This window comes from Phenylobacterium sp. 58.2.17, from assembly GCF_026411515.1.
Classification (GTDB): Bacteria; Pseudomonadota; Alphaproteobacteria; order Caulobacterales; family Caulobacteraceae; genus Phenylobacterium.
In genome coordinates this window covers 52,068-70,445 of the sequence record NZ_JAPMTQ010000003.1, presented here as the reverse complement: position 1 = coordinate 70,445, position 18,378 = coordinate 52,068, and the positions used below count along the sequence as shown (strand labels likewise).

Genomic DNA, 18,378 nt, shown 5'->3' with positions numbered 1-18,378 from the left:
CAGGGAGTCCGCGGCAGCTTGAAAAATGTAACGACTAGGCGCTTAGCGCGATCTTCTTAACAGTCTAGCTTCAATTTCTGGTAGCGCCATGACGATTGTCAGCAGGAACGTCAAGCGTTGCTGCTGTTTGTGCGTCGATACGGCGGGCGAGGGGGTGTGCAATTAAGGCCAGTGGTGGATACGCCGTTGTAGTCGGCGAGTTTGTGAGGTTCACGACGATCGGCTTCTTCGGCCTGTTCGTCGATATGGGCGCGCTATGGTTTGCGCTGAACGCGTTGTCGCTCAACCTCTATGGCGGCCGCATCTTCTCGTTTCTGGTCGCCGCCACGTTCACTTGGGGTTGCAATCGCCTCTACACGTTTCGAGAGGCGCGCGGCGGCGGCCTGCTTGGCCAATGGCTGAAGTTCCTGAGCGTCAATGCGGTTGGCGGCCTGGTCAATTTCGCCGTCTATGTCGCCGTTCTGCATCAGGGCGCGGTGATGCTCGCGGGGCGCGCCGAGTTGCTGGCCTACCTTCCCTATGTCGGCGTTGCAGCGGGCTCGGCGGCCGGGCTGTTCCTGAATTTCGCCGCCTCGAAGCGGCTGATTTTCCGCTAGCCCGTCCATCCGGTGTCTGTGACGTCCCGCCGCCGGTGATCATCTCAGAGCTGGATCGGGGCGTCGTCCGGGTTCATCATCTGCAAGTTATTTTCGCGTAGCGACGTTCCGGATTCGGCTATCCTGCCGTAGCGAACTTCGGTCTGGCCCGAATTGTGCAGGGGCGTGGCTGCTCGAAATTAACAGTATTGCTTAGGGGCTGGTGTCTTGCAGACTATCTACGATTGGGTCACGGTCGCGATCTTCGGCGCTTTGATCGTCCTATTTCTGCACAGGTCGACAGCTCAGGAAGAGCCGAGGGATAACATCTATCAGTATCTGCCGGCGTGCATTGGCTGCGCGCTGGCCAACTATGTCGGCAACGAAGGATATGGGGCTGCGGCCTTCGCGATTATCGTCGCGGTTCTGGCCTATGTTGCTTATGTCCTGAAGCCGTTCAACTTGAAGTTCTGACCGGACCTCGCGGTCCGGCATATCCCCTTCGGTCGCGCAAGGCATGGGGCTGACGACGCGGCCAGACCAGACAGGCGGGGGCCGAACCGTTGACTGCGTCCGATATCGCCGCTCCGTCCATCCCGCTCACGGCCACGTTCGCCGGACGCCTTGAGGCGCATGGCCACGCGTTGGCGGTGGCCACCGACGCCGGCGAGCGTCTCAGTTACATCGAGCTCGCCGCCCGCGCCGACGAGTTCGCCGCCAGCCTGCCGCCGGGGCGGCACCTGCTGCTGATCGAGGCGGCCAATGAACTGGCCCCGTTGATCGCCTACATCGCGGCGCTGCGTCACGGGCATCCGGTGATCATGGCCGGCGACGGCGGGGCCGGACAGTTGCAGCGGACTATCGAGACCTATCGGCCAAGCGTCCGTTTCCGCAAGGATGGCGCGCGCTGGGTCGCCGAGCCCGGCCCGCCCGGCGCGCGGAACTTGCATCCCGACCTGGCGGTGCTGCTCTCGACCTCGGGCTCGACCGCTGCGGCCAAACTGGTGCGCCTGGATCGCAGCGCGGTCGACGCCAATGCGAAGTCGATCGGCGAGTATCTGGGCCTGACGTCGGACGACCGGGCGATCACCACCCTGCCGATCCACTATAGCTATGGTCTGTCGGTCGTGAATTCGCACCTGGCGGCGGGCGGCGCGATCCTGCTGACCGCTCGCTCCGTGGTCGATGACGCGTTCTGGGATTTCTTCGCGGCCGAGGAGGCGACCTCCCTGGCTGGGGTTCCCTATACCTACGAGCTTTTCGAGCGTATCGGCTTGCGGCTCCGTCGGCTGCCCTCGCTGCGGACGATGACCCAGGCGGGCGGGCGCCTGCCGCCCGAGACAGCGCGGACCTACGCCGTGTGGGCACGAGGCGCGGGCGTGCGCTTCTTCGTCATGTATGGGCAGACCGAGGCGACGGCCCGGATGGCCTATGTGCCGCCCGAGTTGCTGTTGGACAATCCGGGCTGCATCGGGATGGCGATCCCGGGGGGCGCCTTTCATCTTGTCGACGAGGCTGGCGGGGTCGTGGAAGGCCCGGATGCCCGGGGCGAGCTGGTGTACCGCGGCGCCAACGTGATGTCGGGCTATGCGCTGGTCGAGGCGGACCTAGCCAAGGGACGCGAGCTGTCTGAGCTTCCGACCGGCGACCTGGCGATGCGCGACGCGCAGGGCCTCTATCGGATCGTGGGACGCAAGACCCGGTTCTCCAAGCTGTTCGGGCTGCGCATCAGCTTCGATGAGGTCGAAGACCAACTGCGGCGGCAGGGCGTGAGCGCGATCGTCACCGGTGACGACGAACTGCTGGCGGTGGGCGTGGTCGCCGCCGAGCCGCAGGTCGTGGCCGAAGGTCTGTCACAGGCGTTGTCGCTACCCGTCTCCGGCATCGTAGCGATCGGCTATGACGAACTGCCGACCCTGAGTTCGGGCAAGATGGACTATCAGGCGCTGCTGGCCGCGGCGCGGGCCGCGCCGTCGCGCCGACCGCCGACACGGGGCGGCGGGGGCAGGGCCATCGAGAGCGCGTTTCGCCGCGCCTTCCCGCGGGCGGCCATCACCCCGGCGGACAGTTTCGTCAGCCTGGGCGGCGACTCCCTGGGCTATGTGGCGCTGTCGCTCGACATCGAGGGGCGTCTGGGCTTCCTGCCGGAGCGGTGGGAAGAGACGAGCATCGCCGACCTGCAGGCGCTGGCCGACAAAGCTGTCACCCACAACCGCGGGGTCTTCAGCCTGCGCGGCGTGGAGTCGGAGGTCGCCATTCGGGCGGCTGCGATCATCAGCGTGGTGATCTCGCACGCCTCGGCCTGGCCGATCGGCGGCAGCGCGCATGTGCTGCTGCTGCTGTCAGGCTACAATTTGTCCCGCTACCAGGGCTCACGCCTCAACGACGGCGGGGGGCGCTCGATGCTGGCTACCTTCTTCCAGAGGATCATCGCGCCCTACTACGTGATCCTCTGTCTCTACCTGGTCTCCGAAAAGACCTTCGACGTTCCGTCGTTGCTGTTGGTGAGCAACTTTTTCGGCCGCTTCGGCAGCTTCTTGGAGCCGTATTGGTTCCTGGAGGCGCTGCTCCAATGCATGCTGATCTTCGCGGCTTTGTTCGCCGTCGGGCCGGTGCGTCGGTTCGCGGTGCGACGACCTTGGGATTTTGGCCTTGCGCTGCTGGCCGCGGCGCTGGCCGTCCGGGTGATCGCCTCCCTGATGATGCCGCACGAGTACCTGCTGGAACGCACGCCCGACGCCGTGTTCTATCTGCTGGCGTTCGGGTGGTGCCTGCACCGGGCCACGACCGTCCCGCGCAAGCTGCTGCTGACCCTTGTGTGCCTGTTGATCGCAGCGCTGCAGGTCGCGGGCCCGCAGGAGATCTGGGAGCACTTCCAGTATCCGGCCAACGTGACCCACGCCCTGTGGTTGGTGTCCGCGGCCGGCCTGATCCTGTGGGCGCCGCGGGTTTTCCTGCCCAACCTGCTGCACGGCGTCGTTGGTCTGATCGCGGCGGCGAGCTTCTACATCTACCTGACCCACGGCGTGCCGGTGCACGGCTTCCTGCACGTCCTGCACGTGCAGAACGTGCCGCTGATCGTGGCCGTGTCGGTGGCGCTGGGGATTGGGGCCTACAAGGTTTCGGAGAAGGTGTCGGAGCGGCTCGCCCGCGGCCAGGAGGGGCGGCGGCGAGAAGTTGTTCCGTAGAGCTTGCCGAGCAGAGCCGGCGATTAACGTTGACTCAACTCGGATCGGTTTAAGATTTCGCCACAATCGGCGTGTTTACGGGTGGCGGGTTCGAACCTGCGGTCGTAGACCGTCGATATCGCAGATGCACCGCAGCATGCGTGCTTGGAGGCGCCGTGAGTTGGATCAATAGCGTGATGGCGCGCTCTTTCGGGCGTAAGCCGAAAGCCGCCACGAACCCCCAGCCGAACCTCGTCTTCGCCGCGCCGCCGACGCCGCGCGAGGGCGCGCCGGTCAAAAGGCAGACTGACTCGGCGTTCCCGCGCTTCCAGTCCATGGCCGGCGACCAGCTGAGCCCACGCCTCAACGACCGTTTCGCCAGTGCGCGGATCAAACTGCGCAGTGCGTTCACGCCATCGCAGCCGATCACCGACCGCCGGATGTTCGCCGGCCGCCTGGACGTGCTGACGACGCTCATCCGTTCGATCGAGGACCAGCGCGTCCACGTGATCATGTATGGCGAGCGCGGCATCGGTAAGACCTCGCTGGTGCACGTCCTGACCCAGGCGGCCGAAGAGGCTCGCTACATCGTGGTCTATTGCTCCTGCGGGGCCGGCTCGACCTTCGACGAGATTTTCCGCGCCGTTGCGGCCGACATCCCGCTGCTGTTCCACAGCGGCTTTGCGCCGACCACCAACGAGGCCGAGCGCGGGGGCACCCTGGCCGACCTGCTTCCGGCCACCACCTTGACGCCGCGCCTGGTCGCCGACCTGTTCGCCAAGCTGACCGGCACCCGCGTGCTGGTGGTGCTGGACGAGTTCGACGTCTGCGACTCGCCCGAGTTCCGCCGCAACATCGCCGAGCTGATCAAGAACCTGTCGGACCGCTCGATCCGCACCCAGCTGGTGATCGCCGGCGTGGCCGCCGACCTGACCGAGCTGGTCGAACACATTCCGTCGATCCGCCGCAACATCTTCGCCCTGCAGGTGCCGAAGATGAGCGCCACCGAAGTCAATCACCTGGTCGAGAACGGCGAGGAACTGAGCGGCCTGACCTATGACAAGTCGGCCACGGACTTCATTGTCTTCGTGGCCAATGGCTCGCCCTACTTCGCCAGCCTGCTGAGCCACCATTCGGGGCTGGCCGCGATCGACAAGGGGCGCACCAACGTCACGGTCGAGGATGTGTCGCAGGCCGTGGACCAGGCGCTGACCGAATTCCGCGGCCGGATCTCCAAGCATTCTCTGGTGCAGATCGACCAGGCGGCCAAGAGCGGCGTGCGCCATGTGCTGGGCGTGATGGCCGGCGCGGCGATCTTCAACAACGGCCGTTTCGACGACCGTGACGTCGACGCGCTCTATCCGAGCGTGGCCAACGCCTCGAGCTTCAAGGCGACGCTCGAAGACTTGGCCGCCAAGCACGTGCTGCTGGAAGCTCACGACGACGAGTTCGGCCGTGGCTATCGCTTCGCCGAAGAGGCCGTGCTGCCCTATCTGTGGATCCTGGCCGCGCAGCAGCGCTTTCTGGAAAACCGCAAGGCGGGCGCGCCGGCTGACAGGCCCGTGGTCCCGACCACCGACAAGGCGCCGGCTGCGGACAAGCCGGCCGAGAAGGCGACGTCGGCCGCCATCGTCACCCCCAGGGCCGCCGGTCGGCCCTGATCGGGAACCGAAAGGGCCGCTGGCCCTTTCGCCAAGGGCGGGTCAGGCGGTATGGAGTAGCCTTCGACGCCAGCGATCTCTGGGGGAGTAGGTTTTGCGCATTCTTGTCACCGGCGGCGCCGGCTTCATCGGCTCGGCCCTGATCCGGCACCTGATCGCCGAAACCGAGCACGAGGTGCTGAACCTCGACAAGCTGACCTATGCCGGGGACGAGCGGTCGCTGGACGGCGTGGCGGGGAACAACCGCTATTCGTTCCGTAAGGTCGATGTCGCCGACGGCGGCGCCGTGCGCGCGGCCCTGCGCGATTTCCGCCCGCATGTGGTGACCCATCTGGCCGCTGAGTCTCATGTCGACCGTTCGATCGACGGCCCGGCGGAGTTCATCCAGACCAACATCGTCGGCACCTTCGTGATGCTGTCCGAGGTGCTGGCCTATTGGCGCGGCCTGGACGAGTCGGCCCAGGACGCCTTCCGCTTCCACCATATCTCGACCGATGAGGTGTTCGGCTCGCTGGGCGACACCGGCTTCTTCACCGAGACGACGGCCTACGACCCTCGCTCGCCCTATTCGGCGTCGAAGGCCTCGTCGGACCACTTGGTGCGAGCCTGGCACCACACCTACGGCCTGCCGGTGCTGATCACCAACTGCTCGAACAACTACGGCCCGTATCACTTCCCCGAGAAGCTGATCCCGCTGATGATCGTCAAGTGCCTGGCGGGCGAGCCGCTGCCGGTCTACGGCGCCGGCGCCAATGTCCGCGACTGGCTCTATGTCGACGACCACGCGCGGGCCCTGACCCGGGTGTTCGAGGCCGGGACGCCGGGCGAAAGCTACATCATCGGCGGGCGTGCCGAGCGCACCAACCTGCAGGTGGTGCACGCGATCTGCGAGACGCTCGACCGCCTGCGGCCCCGCGGGGACGGCAAGTCCTACAAGGAGCAGGTCAGTTTCGTCGCCGACCGGCCGGGCCACGATCACCGCTACGCCATCGACCCGACCAAGCTCGACCGGGAGCTCGGCTGGCGGGCGGCCGAGAGCTTCGACACCGGCATCGAGAAGACAGTTCGTTGGTATCTCGAGAACGACGCCTGGTGGGGCCCGATCCTGGCGAGCAGCGACGTGGGCCAACGGCTGGGCCTGAAGACCGTCGGCGCATGACTTCTTCGACCGCCACGGCGGACGTGCTGCTGACTGGCGGCAGCGGTCAGGTCGGAACCGAGATTCGCCGTCAGGCTCCGGCGACGATGAACATTGTCGCGCCCTCGAGCGCGGCGATGAGCCTGGGCGATCCCGATGCGATCCTGGCGATGGTCGCCTCGCGGCCCTGGGCGGCGGTGATCAACTGCGGCGCATATACCGCGGTCGACCGCGCCGAGAGCGAGGTGGTCGAGGCCTGGCGGGCCAACGCCCTTGGCCCAGCGGCCCTGGCGCAGGCGACCGCCGCCGCGCAGATCCCGCTGATCCACGTCTCGACCGACTATGTGTTCGACGGCTCCAGGCCCGGCGCCTATCGCGAATCCGACCCGGTGGCGCCGCTGGGCGTCTATGGTGGTTCCAAGGAGGCCGGCGAGCAGGCCGTCCGAACCGGCAATCGCCGCCATCTCATCCTGCGTACGGCCTGGGTGGTCAGTCCGCATGGATCGAACTTTATCAAGACGATGCTGCGGCTGGCGCAGACGCGGCCCGAGGTGCGGGTGGTCGATGACCAGCGCGGCTGTCCGACCAGCGCCGCCGACATCGCCGCGACCCTGCTCAAGATCACCGGCCGGATGATCGCCGAGCCGTCGGCGCCGACCGGCACCTATCACTTCGTCAACGCCGGCGAGGCGACCTGGTGCGAACTGGCCCGGGCGGTGTTCGAAATGGCGCAGGCGCGCGGGGCCCCGGCGCCGCGGCTCGAAGCCATCACCACGGCTGAGTTTCCGACCCCGGCCCGTCGGCCGGCCAATTCACGCCTGGATACGGCCAAGTTGCAGGCGGACTACGGGATCGTACCGCGCCCCTGGCGGGCGGCGGTGGAAGACATTGTCGAGGCGCTGCTTCCCGCCACGCAGGAACAAGGACTTTAGATGAAGGGCATCATCCTGGCCGGCGGCTCGGGCACCCGGCTGCATCCGGCGACGCTGGCGGTGAACAAGCAACTGCTGCCGATCTACGACAAGCCGATGATCTATTATCCGCTGTCGGTGCTCATGCTGGCCGGCATCCGGGACATCCTGATCATCTCGTCGCCCGAGTACATCGACAACTACCGGCGGCTGTTCGAGGACGGCTCGAATTTCGGGCTCAATATCGAGTACGCGATCCAGCCGAAGCCCGAGGGGCTGGCCCAGGCCTTCCTGATCGGCGAGAGCTTCGTTGGCGATGACCGCGCCGCCCTGGTGCTGGGCGACAACATCTTCTTCGGCGCGGGCATGAGCCGGCTGCTGAAGAACGCGGCGGACCGCGAGGACGGGGCGACGATCTTTTCGTACGAGGTCGACCAACCCCAGGCCTACGGCGTGGTCGAGCTGGACGACACCGGCCGGGCGATCAGCCTGGAGGAAAAGCCCTCCGAGCCGAAGTCGCGCCAGGCGGTCACCGGCCTCTATTTCTACGACAACCGTGTCGTCGAATTCGCCAAGCGGGTGCGCCCGTCGGCCCGGGGCGAGCTGGAGATCACCGACCTCAACCGCATGTACATGGAAGCCGGCGACCTGTTCGTCGAGCAGCTGTCGCGCGGCTACGCCTGGCTCGACACCGGCACCCACGAGAGCCTGGTCGAGGCTTCGGAGTTCGTCCGCGCGGTCCAGAAGCGCCAAGGCGTGCACATCGCCTGCCTGGAAGAGATCGCTTACATCAACGGCTTCATCGACCGCGACCAGCTGCGCGTGCGCGGCAAGCTGTTCGAGAAGACCGCCTATGGGAAATACCTGCTCGACATCGCCGAGCAGGAAGCCCCGCCGAGCCGGCGGCTGATCTAGGGCGCGGTCGGCGGCCGGATCGGGTTGAGGCTCGGTCGGTCCTTGATGGCGAGGTCCTTGTTGTCGCTCTGGAGCAGCTTCCAGTAGCGGTTCTTGAACACCTGGCCGCGGGTGACGTAGGTGAGGCTGATGCGCGCGTTCATGCCCTCGTAGGGCTGGACGGTGTTGCCCGAGACCTCGACGTCCTCGGCATGCGCCACGGCGATGCCGTTGTACATCGAACCCTCGATGAGATTGTCGCGGATCACCACCCGGCGATAGGGCAGGGCTCCGGTCTGGTCGGTTATGAAGATGCCCTGCATGATGGCGCCCGACCCGCGGCGAATGCGGTTGTCGACGATAGTGATGTCTTCGGCCGAGGCCGTGGCGTTGCGGCTGAACAGCTGGATGGCGTCTGGGTGCGCGCCCGGCGTCGGGTCGAAGTCGGCGAAGTCGTTACCCTTGATCAGCAACCGCGAGGCGCCATTGCTGGTGACGCCGTCGGCCCCGAGCCCTCGGAAGGTGTTGCCCTCGATCGCCACGTCGGATCCGCCGGAGAGGACGATCCCGTTCCGGAAGCCTGAAAAGGACGACTTCTCTACGCGCACGTTGCGGGAGTTGGTGAAGACGAGGCCCTGGCCGGTCCGCAGCCCGCGCGCCGTCAGCTCGCTAAACTGGATGTCCTGGCTGTCGTTGACGGCGAGCCGGCCGGCGCCTGGCTGGTCGAGCGCCACGGTCAGGCCGACGATCCGCAGGCCTGCGGCGTTGGTCAGCAGGAAGCCGGTGGTCTGCGCATCCCGGGCGATCAGGGTGACGGGCGTGTCGAAGCTGAGGTCGCTGAGCGCGATCTGAGCGTAGTCGCCCGGGGCGAGTAGGATGGTCGCGCCGGGAGCGGCCGTCCTCATCGCCAAGGTCAGGGCAGGGGCGTCGCGGACCGTGATCGGCCCGCGCTGAGCAACGCGCTCAAGCGGCGGCGCGGCGGGCTGCGCTTGTCGAGGGGCGGCGTCCGCGCTCAGGGCCCAGAGCAGGATTTCCAGCATGGTGCGCTCCGTTCGCTGCGACGGAGCGCCACCCTATCAGACGTTGCGGCCTGAACGTCAGGCCGAGACGATCCACCCGTCGGACAACGACGACATCTGGACATTGGCGAGGACCATGCGTGCACCGCCCGCGAGGTCGATGACGACGTCGCCGCCAACCTGGCTCTCCGTGTAGCGGGCCCCGTCGCCGACGAAGACGCGGTCGCCTTCGGCGCGGTTGAAGTCGGTGACCAGGTCGAGGCCGGCCTGGCCGAAGGTGTGGAAGGTATCGGCTCCGGCGCCACCGGTGACGGTGTCGTCGCCGAGGTCCCCCGACAGCCAGTCGTCGCCGTCGCCGCCGATGACGACGTCATTGTTCTGGCCGCCGCGCAGGGTGTCGGCGCCGATTTCGCCGTAAATCGTGTCGTTGCCGAGATTGCCGAGCACCAGGTCGGAGCCCGCGCCGCCGAGCAGCAGGTCGTTGTGCTGGCCGCCCGCCACCCAGTCGTCGCCGCCGCCGCCATGGAGCGTGTCGTCGCCGGTGTTGCCGTTGATGTCGTCGAAGCCGCCGCCGCCCGAGATGCTGTCTGCGCCGTCGCCGCCGCGCAGGTAGTCGGCGTGTTCGCGGCCGGTGATGATGTCGTTGCCGGCCCCGCCCTCGATCCGGCTGCCGCCGTCGCTGCGCGCGCTGAGGTGGTCATCACCGTCGCCGCCCTTGATCCAGTGGGCGAGCGCGTTGGCGCCGTTGTCGGTCAGCGCCGCAATGATCGCGTTCCCCGACTGCGTCAGGTTGGTGTTGGCCTCGAGGACGTAGGTCTGCGCCTGATTGTTGCTGAGCTGGGTGTTGGTCGACTCGGTGACGCGGATCCAAGATTTCTGGTCGCCGTACGAGGCCACCAAGTTGCCATCAATGACCACGCTGTTGGCGCCTGCGACCATGATGCCGTTGTACATTCCGCCGACGATGACGTTGTCGGAGACGGTGACCCGATCGTAGCCGATGCCGATCTGGTCGGTGATGAACACCCCTTGGATGATGCCGCCCTCACCGCGGGTGATCAGGTTGCCGCTGACAAGGATGTCCTGGGCCTTGGCGGTCGTGCCTCGGGTCAGGAACTGGATGGCGTCCGGATGATCGCCATTCGACGGGAAGAAGTCGGTGAAGGCGTTGCCGATGACCTGGACCCGCGAGGTCCCGGCGCTCATCACCCCGTCGGAGCGCAGGTCGTGGAAGCTGTTGCTCTCGACGCGTACGTCGCTGCCGCCCATCATGCTGACGGCGTGGGCGAACTCCTGGAATTCGGAACCGCTCACCTTGACGCCGGTGCTGTTGCGGATCAGCAGCGCGTTCTGGTCGTCCGCGGGGTTGTTGTTCAGCGAGCCGTGGAAATTGAGCCCTGTCAGCGTGATGTTCTTGGAATCAACGATCTGCGCATTCCAGACTGTCCACGGCGAACTAAAGTCCATGTGCAGGTTGCTGAAGTTCAGCCCCTGACTGCTGGTCACGGTAAGTCCGGTTAGGGTCGCTGGATTGCCGGGATCTCTTGACGCGATCGTCACCTCGCCATCGAATACGAGGTTCCTCAGTTGAACGTTAGAGTAGTTTCCCGCCTCTAGGAGGATTCTGTCTCCGGACTTCGCCACGCCAAGTGCAGCGGTAAGTTCGGCGGCGCTGGCGCACAGGATATCGGCCATGAGGTTCGCGTCTTCTCTATTCTGGTCGCAGCCCCCGCTGAACTCATCCGACCATAGCGTGTGAAGTTCGACGGTCACTGAGGCTAAATTGACGCAGGAGGCGTATCGCCTCCGTCCGGACCTGATGGGGCCCTGGCATACCTAAGAAATGCTTAAATTCGGGGCGCAACTCGCCCTCATACCTGCGCCGGAAATCCGCCGTCGCGCACCGCCGCGACTTAGCGAGCGCTGATAGGAATGTTAATTCATGGACGTCAGGTTGTGAATGCCTAGCTTCGGCGCACCTGCGAGCCGGCGATTGAAAACGACTGGGAGAGGCCCGATGTGGGCGCGCAGCGACAATGACGGCCGGGGTTCGCGGCCGATAATCCTGAGGCCCTACACCCGTCCGGGCCCGGGGCGTCTGGTCCAGGCCGCGCTACTGCTCGCCTTCATGGGCTTTTGCCTGTTCTTCGGCTTCTTCTACGGGCTGACGACGCCGTTCCTGATCAAGCAACTGGTCATCCCGATCATTCTGCTTGCGCTGATCGCTGTCTGGGCTCTGCCCGACGTCAAGACTGCGCCGACGGGAGCGCTGTACGGGCTCAGCTTCGCCTTCCTCATCGTGCTGTTCCTATGGCCGAATTACCTGGCGGTGGCGCTGCCGGGCCTGCCTTGGATCACGTTGATGCGGCTGGTCGGCGTCCCGATGACGCTGGTGCTCATCATCAGCTACTCGATGTCGCCGGATTTCCGAGCGCAGATGAAGGACTCGCTGAACGCGACACCGCAGGTCTACAAGCTGCTGGCTGGCTTTGTGCTGATCCAGGTCGTCACGATCGCCTTCTCCAGTTCGAAGGACCTTTCGATCCAGCGGGTCCTGAACTCCCAACTGACCTGGACGGCGATCTACTTCGCCAGCGCCTTCGTGTTCCTCAAGCCGGGGCGCGTGCATCGCTGGGCCGTGATCCTCTGGGCGGTGACGATCATCGTCTGTCTGATGGGGCTTCTTGAGTTCAAGATCGGCCGCCCGTCCTGGGGCGCGTATGTGCCCAACTTCCTGAAGATCGAAGACGAAAGCGTGATCCGTTCGCTGACCGGGAGCACCCGCTCGGCGACCGGTCAGTACCGCGTACAAAGCACCTTCTCCACGCCGCTCGGCCTGGCGGAATTCCTGGCGTTGACCGCCCCGTTCATCCTCCACTTCGTGATGTTCGGGAAGAACCTCGCCACGCGTATCGCGGCGGGGGCGACCCTGCCGTTGATGCTCTACATCGTGATCGTCACCGATTCACGGCTGGGGATGGTCGGCTTCCTGCTGTCGTTCATGCTCTATCTGCTGCTGTGGAGCTGGCTGCGCTGGCGGGCCGACAAGGCCAGCCTGCTCGCGCCCGCCATCGTGCTGGCGTATCCGGCGATCTTCGTCCTGTTCATCGCCGCGACGCTGGTCGTCAGGCGGCTGCGCAACATGGTCTGGGGCGGCGGCGACAGCGCGGCGAGCACCGAAGCGCGCGGGACGCAGTGGGAAATGGGCATCCCCAAGATCCTCAAGGCGCCTTGGGGGCATGGCGCGGGGACGGGCGGGGACACTTTGGGTTTCTTGAGTCCGATCGGCATCCAGACCATCGACACCTACTATCTGACTATCGGCCTAGAGTACGGCGTGATCGGTTTTGTCGTCTATTACGGGATGTTGGTCGCCTCGACCTACTATGCCGCGAAATACGCGGTCCGATCCCCCAAGGGCGAACTTAGCTACTTTATGCCCGCCGCCATCGCGTTGGTGAACTTCATTGTCATCAAGTCGGTGTTCAGCCAGCAGGACAATCACCCGCTGATCTTCATGCTGATGGGTATTGTCACGGCGATGGTCTACCGCGCGACCCGCGAGAATCCCGACGTAGCGGCTCGGACCGGAGCCTAGGTGTTTAGTCCCGGTGTGTGGGGGACTCAGCTTAGCTGAGTGCTCACACCGGGAGGAGCTATGGGCCAGATACTCCACGGCAGCGCCACGACCACGTACGCCATCCGAGCGGCGATACAGCGATCGAAGGCTCCGCTCAAAGAGCTAGCCGCCAAGTACGGCCTCAACCGCAAGACCGTAGCCAAAGTGGAGGAAGCGGAGCTTCGTCCACGACGCGCCGATGGGACCGAAGGCGCCTCGCTCGACGGTGATGAGCGCAGAGGAGGAGGCGGTGGCGGTCGCCTTCCGCAAGCACACGCTGCTGCCGCTGGGCGACGATCCCGCACCTCACCCGCTCAGCCCTGCACCGCTGCTTCCAGCGGCACCGCATCAGCCGGCTGCCCGAGACCCTGGGCGATAAGGCTGCCAAGAAGACGTTCAAGCGCTACCCGCTCTGCCAAGTCTGGGTCGAGACGCCGGAGCGCTTCAGACTCGACCCGGTCCATTTGACCTCGGGACTAAACACCTAGCGCCGAGAGCGGCAGTAAAAGGCTGCGGGCCAGCCAACGTCCACGGCCGCGTGGGCGCCCGTGACGATGCCGAAGATTTCCGAATGGATTCGCCGCCAATTGGCGCCGGGCTTACTTGACCGCTGGCGCGTCTTTGCAGCGCGGGCCTGCGGTCGATGGCATGTCTGGCACGGTGTTGCCGCAGACCGAGACGCCCGCCTGGGCGCGGATCACCGCCTTCTTCGTTGAGCCCTTGGCGCGCTGAACGGTGTTCATGCGGATGGAACAAGACCTACAGTCGCCCAGGGTGATCTGATGATAGCCGTCGGTTTGTATGGTGTTGAACTCGATCCGGATGTTCTCAAGCGGCGCATCGCCGTCCTTGTCCATCTGGGTGAGGCCCTGGGTCTCGCCCTCGACCCGATTGTAGGCGATCACGGCGTCGGCGACGCCGTTGCGCATCTGCACGGCGTCGTTGTGGTAGCCGTCCACCCAGGCGCCGCCGAGCGCGACGCAGTCGCGCCGTTTGACCCCGAGGGTGATCTTGCCGGCCACATTGCACTGGGTGGGCTTGCCGATCTGATCGGCAAAGGTGTTGCGCAGGATCGTCAGACCCTTGGTGTTGGACGCGATGACCCCGTCCTCGCCGTAGTGCTGGAAGCGATTGTCGTTGAGCGTCACCTCCCTGGCGCCGTCCAGCACAACGCCTTTCTTGGCGCTGGTGATCAGCGCGCCGGTGATCGACACCTTGGCGGCGTCGCGGATGAGAACGCCGTAGCCGTCAGGCCCCACGGCGTGCGGGCCTTGCGGCGCCGATATGGTTCCGCCGCGCCAGGAGATGTTCCGGCCCCCGGTAATGGCCAGGCCGCGAACGCTTGCGCCGTCAGCTTGAATGGTCACCGGCCTCGAATAACTCCGCGTGATCGTGATCCGGGGGCAATCGCCTTTCAGCGTGATGGCCTCACCGCCTTTGGCGGCGGCGAGTACGCCGAGAATGGTCGCGCATGTGGCTGAAATGCTCATTTCGATCGCTCTTCGTCGGCAGAGTTCATGTTACGCGAGGCGCTACCGAAAGGGTAATCAAGCGCCAGGCATGTGGTTTCATCTACAGCCTGAGCGCGCGAGTGAGCTTGACGGTTAGAGCCGTAGCGCGCTGCGATCGAAGCGTACTTGAAGCTTGGCAGATCCTGCCCAAATCGGGATCCCGCGAGCTTCAGGCAGGCAGGATGCCGCTTTAGCCGTGCATTCGGATCAGGATCGGTTCCACAAGGCGGGCCGCCAGCCCGGGTCTCAGTTTCAGCTTGAGGGGGCGTGCGTCGGCGGCGAAGTCCAGCGGCTCAAGCGGCTTGAAGGTGGTCTCCAGGCGAGTGACCTTGCCTTCCCGCGCCGCCGAAATGGCGAGCGTCAGCTCGGTCACGTGCAGTACGAAATCGGCGCTCAGCCACGGCTCGCGCCCGGCCTCAATCGCCGCCGCCATTTCGGCGACGCCCACGCTCTTGTCCTGTTGGCCGAGCTGCATGCGCTTGAGCGCCGCGATCGGGTTCTTCCAGCGCCGGAGCCACGAGGGCCGCAGGCCGCTGGACAGCAATGGGACCGAACGTCCTCCGACGCCCAACAGCATTTGCAGGAGCGAATTCTCGCGCACCCAGCGCGCCTTGCGCGCGTTGAGGGAGAGGCCGGAATAGCGTTCCAGCCGCACTGGGCAGTAGTAGTCGCGATAGGTGTTCACCGACAGCTCGCCCTCGTCGCCGATGATACGCATCCGCTGGTCGAAGGTTGCGACGATGCTGATCGTCAGGCGGGCCACGACGCCCGAGCGGAACGTGATGCAGGCCACCGAGAAGTCCGGAGTATCCGGCGGATCGAGATGCACGCCCGGCGCCTTGTCCGGCACGAGGCAGGTGGAGAACGCCGAAACATGCTCGGCGGGCCCGAACATCGCGCAAAGCCAGCTGAGATAATAGCCGGCATGCTCGTAGGTGCATCCGGCCTCGTACTCGTGCTGGTAGGGCCAGGGGGCGCCGGTGCGGCTGCGCCAAGTCTCCGGATGCATCAGGTAGACGGGATTGTCGTCGAACTCGGCGTACACCACCCGGGCCTTGCCGACCGCGCCAGCTCGTAGCGCCCGCCACATGGTCTGAACCGTGTCGGACATGGCGTTGGACGGCGCGCCCGACACGTGGAGTCCTCGCTCCCGGGCCATGGCCACCAGCTCTCGAGAGCTCGCCAGGTCCGGTGTGAACGGCTTTTCGCTGTAGACATGCTTGCCGGCCATGAGCGCGGCCCGCGTCACTTCGTAATGGCTCTCGATACTGGTGAGGTTCAGAACCAGCTCGATGGAACTATCGGCGAGGAGCTCCTCGTTCGAAGCATAGACCTTCAGGCCGTAGGCTTGCCCGACGTGTTCGGCGCGCGGCCGATCGACGTCCGTGACGCCGGCCAGTTCGAGGCCGCGATGGTTGCGGAACGTCGACATGTAATGATCGAAGACGTAGCCGCAGCCGATGATCCCAACCCGCATCGTTAGCCCCCCTCTGAACGGCCAGTCGTGCGCCAGCTGCCTCGAATTTGATCCAGGAGTTCGGCCGTGGCGAGCGTATCGGCGTGCGACATGCCGGTGTGCTCCAATTCGCCTGCGCGCATCGCAGCCATAGCCGCCAGGGCTTCGTGCCCGTAGCCGTTGCCCAAGTAGGGGGCTGCGTAAACGTGAGGCCGAGCGAGCAGCGAAGCCAGGTGCGCCCGCATGGCTTGCGCCGCCGACGTTTCCTTGAGTCGGGCGATCAAGCCTTGGGAGAACCGCTCGGGACCGCGCGGAAGGGACCTAGTCAGCACGACGCCCGTGGGGCGGTAGATAGGGCCCTGAAACGCGAGGCGACCGTGGTCCCCCAGGATGACGAGGGTGTTGTCTGCTTGGCTGCGAAGCCCGGCATGAACGTGCGACACCGCCCCGGCCGCGTGGATCAACATTGCCGAGACATCCTCGTCGACGCCGGTCGCGCCGATCTGGACGGTGGCGCCGGCGAGGTGGGCAGGGCCCAGGAGGTCGAGTGCGAGGGACGTGGGATAGACGCCCCGATGCGCAAGCGCCCCGCCGCCGCTCGCCTGGCTGAAGAGGGAGGTGGCGGGCTCGACGCGTTGAGGCACGGCGAAGCTCGCCCAAAGGCTGCGCACTTCGCCGATCGCCCCGTCCGCCAGCAGCTGCCGGGCCTTGGCGACCGCTGGCAGGAAGCGGGTCCACATCGCCTCCATGCAAAAGACGCCTGCGGCGCGTGCGGCTTCAATAATGCGCGCCGCATCCGCCCGAGTGGCCGCGAAGGGCTTTTCGATCAGGACCGCTTTGCCGGCGGCGATCGCTGCAAGGGCGTGGGTGACGTGCTCGCTCGGCGGGGTGGCGATGTAGACGATGTCGACCGGATCGGTCGGCTCCAGGACGTATTGCGTGCGAACGATCGGGACCCGATGGCGTTCGGCGAACGCCTCGGCCTTGGTTGCGGTCCGCGATACTACGAGTTCAACGGACGCCCCAGGCAGGCTCTTGAGCGCCAGCACAAATTTCTCGGCGACTGGGCCGGTCCCGAATATTCCCCACCTAATCGACTGCAAAAGCAATTCCCCTGCTGGGCCCACCTTTGCAACTAGCACTCCAATTTTGTCAAATGATCCTACTTTGAGTTTGGTGGGCGCCCAAACCGTGGCGTCGCGGCCAGCCATGCACTAACATCGAACGCGGATCACCCAACGAGGTCAGGCCAGCTGGAGGGGGCGCGCTATGCGGGTCACTGACGAGCGTCTGGACGCCGACGCCAACAACTTCACTGCGGTGAGGCTGTTGCTGGCGACCTCGGTCATCTACACGCACTGCTACTTTACGGTCTTCGGTGTGAGGAACGCCGACGACCTGAGCGGAATTCTGGGGGCGCCGATTTCGGCCTACGCCGTCGACGGGTTCTTCTTCCTCAGCGGATTTCTCGTCTACCCAAGCCTGCTGCGGCTGCGCAGCTCGGTGCGCTTTCTGACCGCACGCTTCGTGCGGCTCTGGCCGGGGCTGGCCCTCTGCGTGCTGTTGACGGTCCTGGCCGGCGTCTTCTTTACGTCGGCGCCGCCGGGGGACTATCTCGGCGGCGAGACGGCGCGCTTCATTCTGAGCAATCTGACCTTCACGGTGGCCTCCTACCGCCTGACCGGCGTCGAGTGCGGCGGGGAGGCCTGCGTCCTTAACGGTTCGCTCTGGACCTTGCCCTGGGAGGTCCGTTGCTATGCGGTCCTGGCGCTGCTGGGCGTGCTGGGCCTGGCGCGACCTGCGATCATGAAGTGGGCGGTGCTGCCGCTCAGCCTGATCGGCGTACTGGTCTGGGACATTCCGCAGGTGCAGGAGCTCGCGCGCAGCCTGGCCGGCGACGGCGCGGTCTATCTGATCGATACCTTCGACCGGCTGTGGGCGGCCTTCGCCGTGGGGATCGCCGCCTACCTTTTCCGGGAGCGCATCCCGCTCTCCTGGTGGGCGCTGGGGGCGCTGTTTCTCGCTACGCTCGCCGCACAAGTCCTGGGCGTCGGTCTGCACATGCGGGCGCTCCTGATCGGCTATGCGGTGCTCTGCCTGGGGCTGCTGACCGCCCAACGCAGGGTCTTCTCGGCCAAGTGGCCGGACTACAGCTATGGCATGTACATCTACGGCTATCCGATTATGGTCCTGATCTACGCCTTCTGGCCGACGTCGTCGCACATGGCGTTGACCGCGGTCACCATGGCCGCGACGGTTCCGCTGGCGGCGCTGTCCTGGCATCTGGTCGAGCGTCCGGCCCTCGACGCCTATCGTCGCCATCGGCGCGCGGGCCGATTGGCCGCCCAGCAGACCTAAGTCGAAACCCGCCAACTCGGGCGCTACGCCGCGCGTCGAGGGCGGCGAGCCTGGGCGCGCCTGCCGCTT

The 18,378-nt window shown here is 65.7% G+C and carries 14 protein-coding genes and 1 pseudogene; 10 read left to right on the top strand and 5 right to left on the bottom strand.

Going from position 1 to position 18,378, the window contains the following annotated elements; translation table 11 throughout:
- Positions 1–95: 95 nt before the first annotated feature.
- From OUA97_RS03410 to rfbA, 7 genes are all read left to right on the top strand, one after another.
- A complete protein-coding gene (locus tag OUA97_RS03410) occupies positions 96–596 on the top strand; it encodes a GtrA family protein (protein ID WP_267230408.1) in 501 nt (166 codons plus the stop codon).
- A 207-nt stretch (positions 597–803) separates the two neighbouring features.
- Entirely contained in the window at positions 804–1,049 is a 246-nt protein-coding gene (locus OUA97_RS03405) for an XrtV sorting system accessory protein (RefSeq protein ID WP_267230407.1), read from the top strand.
- Between the two features lie 89 nt (positions 1,050–1,138).
- Positions 1,139–3,763, top strand: a complete 2,625-nt coding sequence (locus OUA97_RS03400) for an AMP-binding protein (protein WP_267230406.1) — start codon at positions 1,139–1,141, stop codon at positions 3,761–3,763.
- Positions 3,764–3,918: 155 nt separating this feature from the next.
- Complete coding sequence (locus OUA97_RS03395; RefSeq protein ID WP_267230405.1) at positions 3,919–5,403, top strand: ATP-binding protein; 1,485 nt, start codon at positions 3,919–3,921, stop codon at positions 5,401–5,403.
- A gap of 94 nt (positions 5,404–5,497) precedes the next feature.
- Positions 5,498–6,562, top strand: a complete 1,065-nt coding sequence (gene rfbB / locus OUA97_RS03390) for a dTDP-glucose 4,6-dehydratase (RefSeq protein ID WP_267230404.1) — start codon at positions 5,498–5,500, stop codon at positions 6,560–6,562.
- Positions 6,559–7,473 (top strand): dTDP-4-dehydrorhamnose reductase, encoded by a 915-nt coding sequence (gene rfbD, locus OUA97_RS03385; RefSeq protein ID WP_267230403.1) that lies wholly within the window; start codon positions 6,559–6,561, stop codon positions 7,471–7,473. The genes rfbB and rfbD overlap by 4 nt, the downstream gene beginning before the upstream one ends.
- Positions 7,474–8,367 carry a glucose-1-phosphate thymidylyltransferase RfbA gene (gene rfbA, locus OUA97_RS03380; RefSeq protein WP_267230402.1) on the top strand — a complete coding sequence of 298 codons (894 nt, stop codon included), beginning with the start codon at positions 7,474–7,476 and terminating at the stop codon, positions 8,365–8,367.
- On the opposite strand, the gene OUA97_RS03375 is transcribed toward rfbA, so the two are convergent.
- Both OUA97_RS03375 and OUA97_RS03370 read right to left on the bottom strand, forming a co-directional pair.
- A complete protein-coding gene (locus OUA97_RS03375; RefSeq protein ID WP_267230401.1) occupies positions 8,364–9,386 on the bottom strand; it encodes a right-handed parallel beta-helix repeat-containing protein in 1,023 nt (340 codons plus the stop codon). The two genes, rfbA and OUA97_RS03375, sit on opposite strands and share 4 nt — an antisense overlap.
- 57 nt (positions 9,387–9,443) lie before the next feature.
- Complete coding sequence (locus OUA97_RS03370) at positions 9,444–10,871, bottom strand: right-handed parallel beta-helix repeat-containing protein (RefSeq protein ID WP_267230400.1); 1,428 nt, start codon at positions 10,869–10,871, stop codon at positions 9,444–9,446.
- A gap of 511 nt (positions 10,872–11,382) precedes the next feature.
- On the opposite strand from OUA97_RS03370, the gene OUA97_RS03365 reads away from it, so the two are divergent.
- Positions 11,383–12,963 (top strand): O-antigen ligase family protein, encoded by a 1,581-nt coding sequence (locus tag OUA97_RS03365; RefSeq protein WP_267230399.1) that lies wholly within the window; start codon positions 11,383–11,385, stop codon positions 12,961–12,963.
- A 60-nt stretch (positions 12,964–13,023) separates the two neighbouring features.
- Positions 13,024–13,424: pseudogene (locus OUA97_RS03360) on the top strand (IS481 family transposase); the annotation flags it as partial.
- A 159-nt stretch (positions 13,425–13,583) separates the two neighbouring features.
- Here OUA97_RS03360 and OUA97_RS03355 read toward each other — a convergent pair.
- The 3 genes from OUA97_RS03355 to OUA97_RS03345 form a co-directional block, all read right to left on the bottom strand.
- Positions 13,584–14,351, bottom strand: coding sequence for a NosD domain-containing protein (locus OUA97_RS03355; protein WP_267230398.1), 768 nt, complete (start codon positions 14,349–14,351; stop codon positions 13,584–13,586).
- 334 nt (positions 14,352–14,685) lie between these two features.
- Positions 14,686–15,972, bottom strand: coding sequence for a Gfo/Idh/MocA family protein (locus tag OUA97_RS03350; protein WP_267230397.1), 1,287 nt, complete (start codon positions 15,970–15,972; stop codon positions 14,686–14,688).
- 2 nt (positions 15,973–15,974) lie between these two features.
- Positions 15,975–17,162, bottom strand: a complete 1,188-nt coding sequence (locus OUA97_RS03345) for a Gfo/Idh/MocA family protein (RefSeq protein WP_267230396.1) — start codon at positions 17,160–17,162, stop codon at positions 15,975–15,977.
- Between the two features lie 58 nt (positions 17,163–17,220).
- On the opposite strand from OUA97_RS03345, the gene OUA97_RS03340 reads away from it, so the two are divergent.
- Positions 17,221–18,309: an acyltransferase family protein gene (locus OUA97_RS03340; RefSeq protein ID WP_267230395.1), complete on the top strand. Its 1,089-nt coding sequence runs from the start codon at positions 17,221–17,223 to the stop codon at positions 18,307–18,309.
- Positions 18,310–18,378: the final 69 nt, after the last annotated feature.

Bases quoted from the DNA above. Each gene is read 5' to 3' on its own strand.
- OUA97_RS03375 (WP_267230401.1), bottom strand. From the start codon at position 9,386: ATGCTGGAAATCCTGCTCTGGGCCCTGAGCGCGGACGCCGCCCCTCGA.
- rfbA (WP_267230402.1), top strand. From the start codon at position 7,474: ATGAAGGGCATCATCCTGGCCGGCGGCTCGGGCACCCGGCTGCATCCG.
- OUA97_RS03365 (WP_267230399.1), top strand. From the start codon at position 11,383: ATGTGGGCGCGCAGCGACAATGACGGCCGGGGTTCGCGGCCGATAATC.
- OUA97_RS03345 (WP_267230396.1), bottom strand. From the start codon at position 17,162: ATGGCTGGCCGCGACGCCACGGTTTGGGCGCCCACCAAACTCAAAGTA.
- OUA97_RS03340 (WP_267230395.1), top strand. From the start codon at position 17,221: ATGCGGGTCACTGACGAGCGTCTGGACGCCGACGCCAACAACTTCACT.
- OUA97_RS03350 (WP_267230397.1), bottom strand. From the start codon at position 15,972: ATGCGGGTTGGGATCATCGGCTGCGGCTACGTCTTCGATCATTACATG.
- rfbD (WP_267230403.1), top strand. From the start codon at position 6,559: ATGACTTCTTCGACCGCCACGGCGGACGTGCTGCTGACTGGCGGCAGC.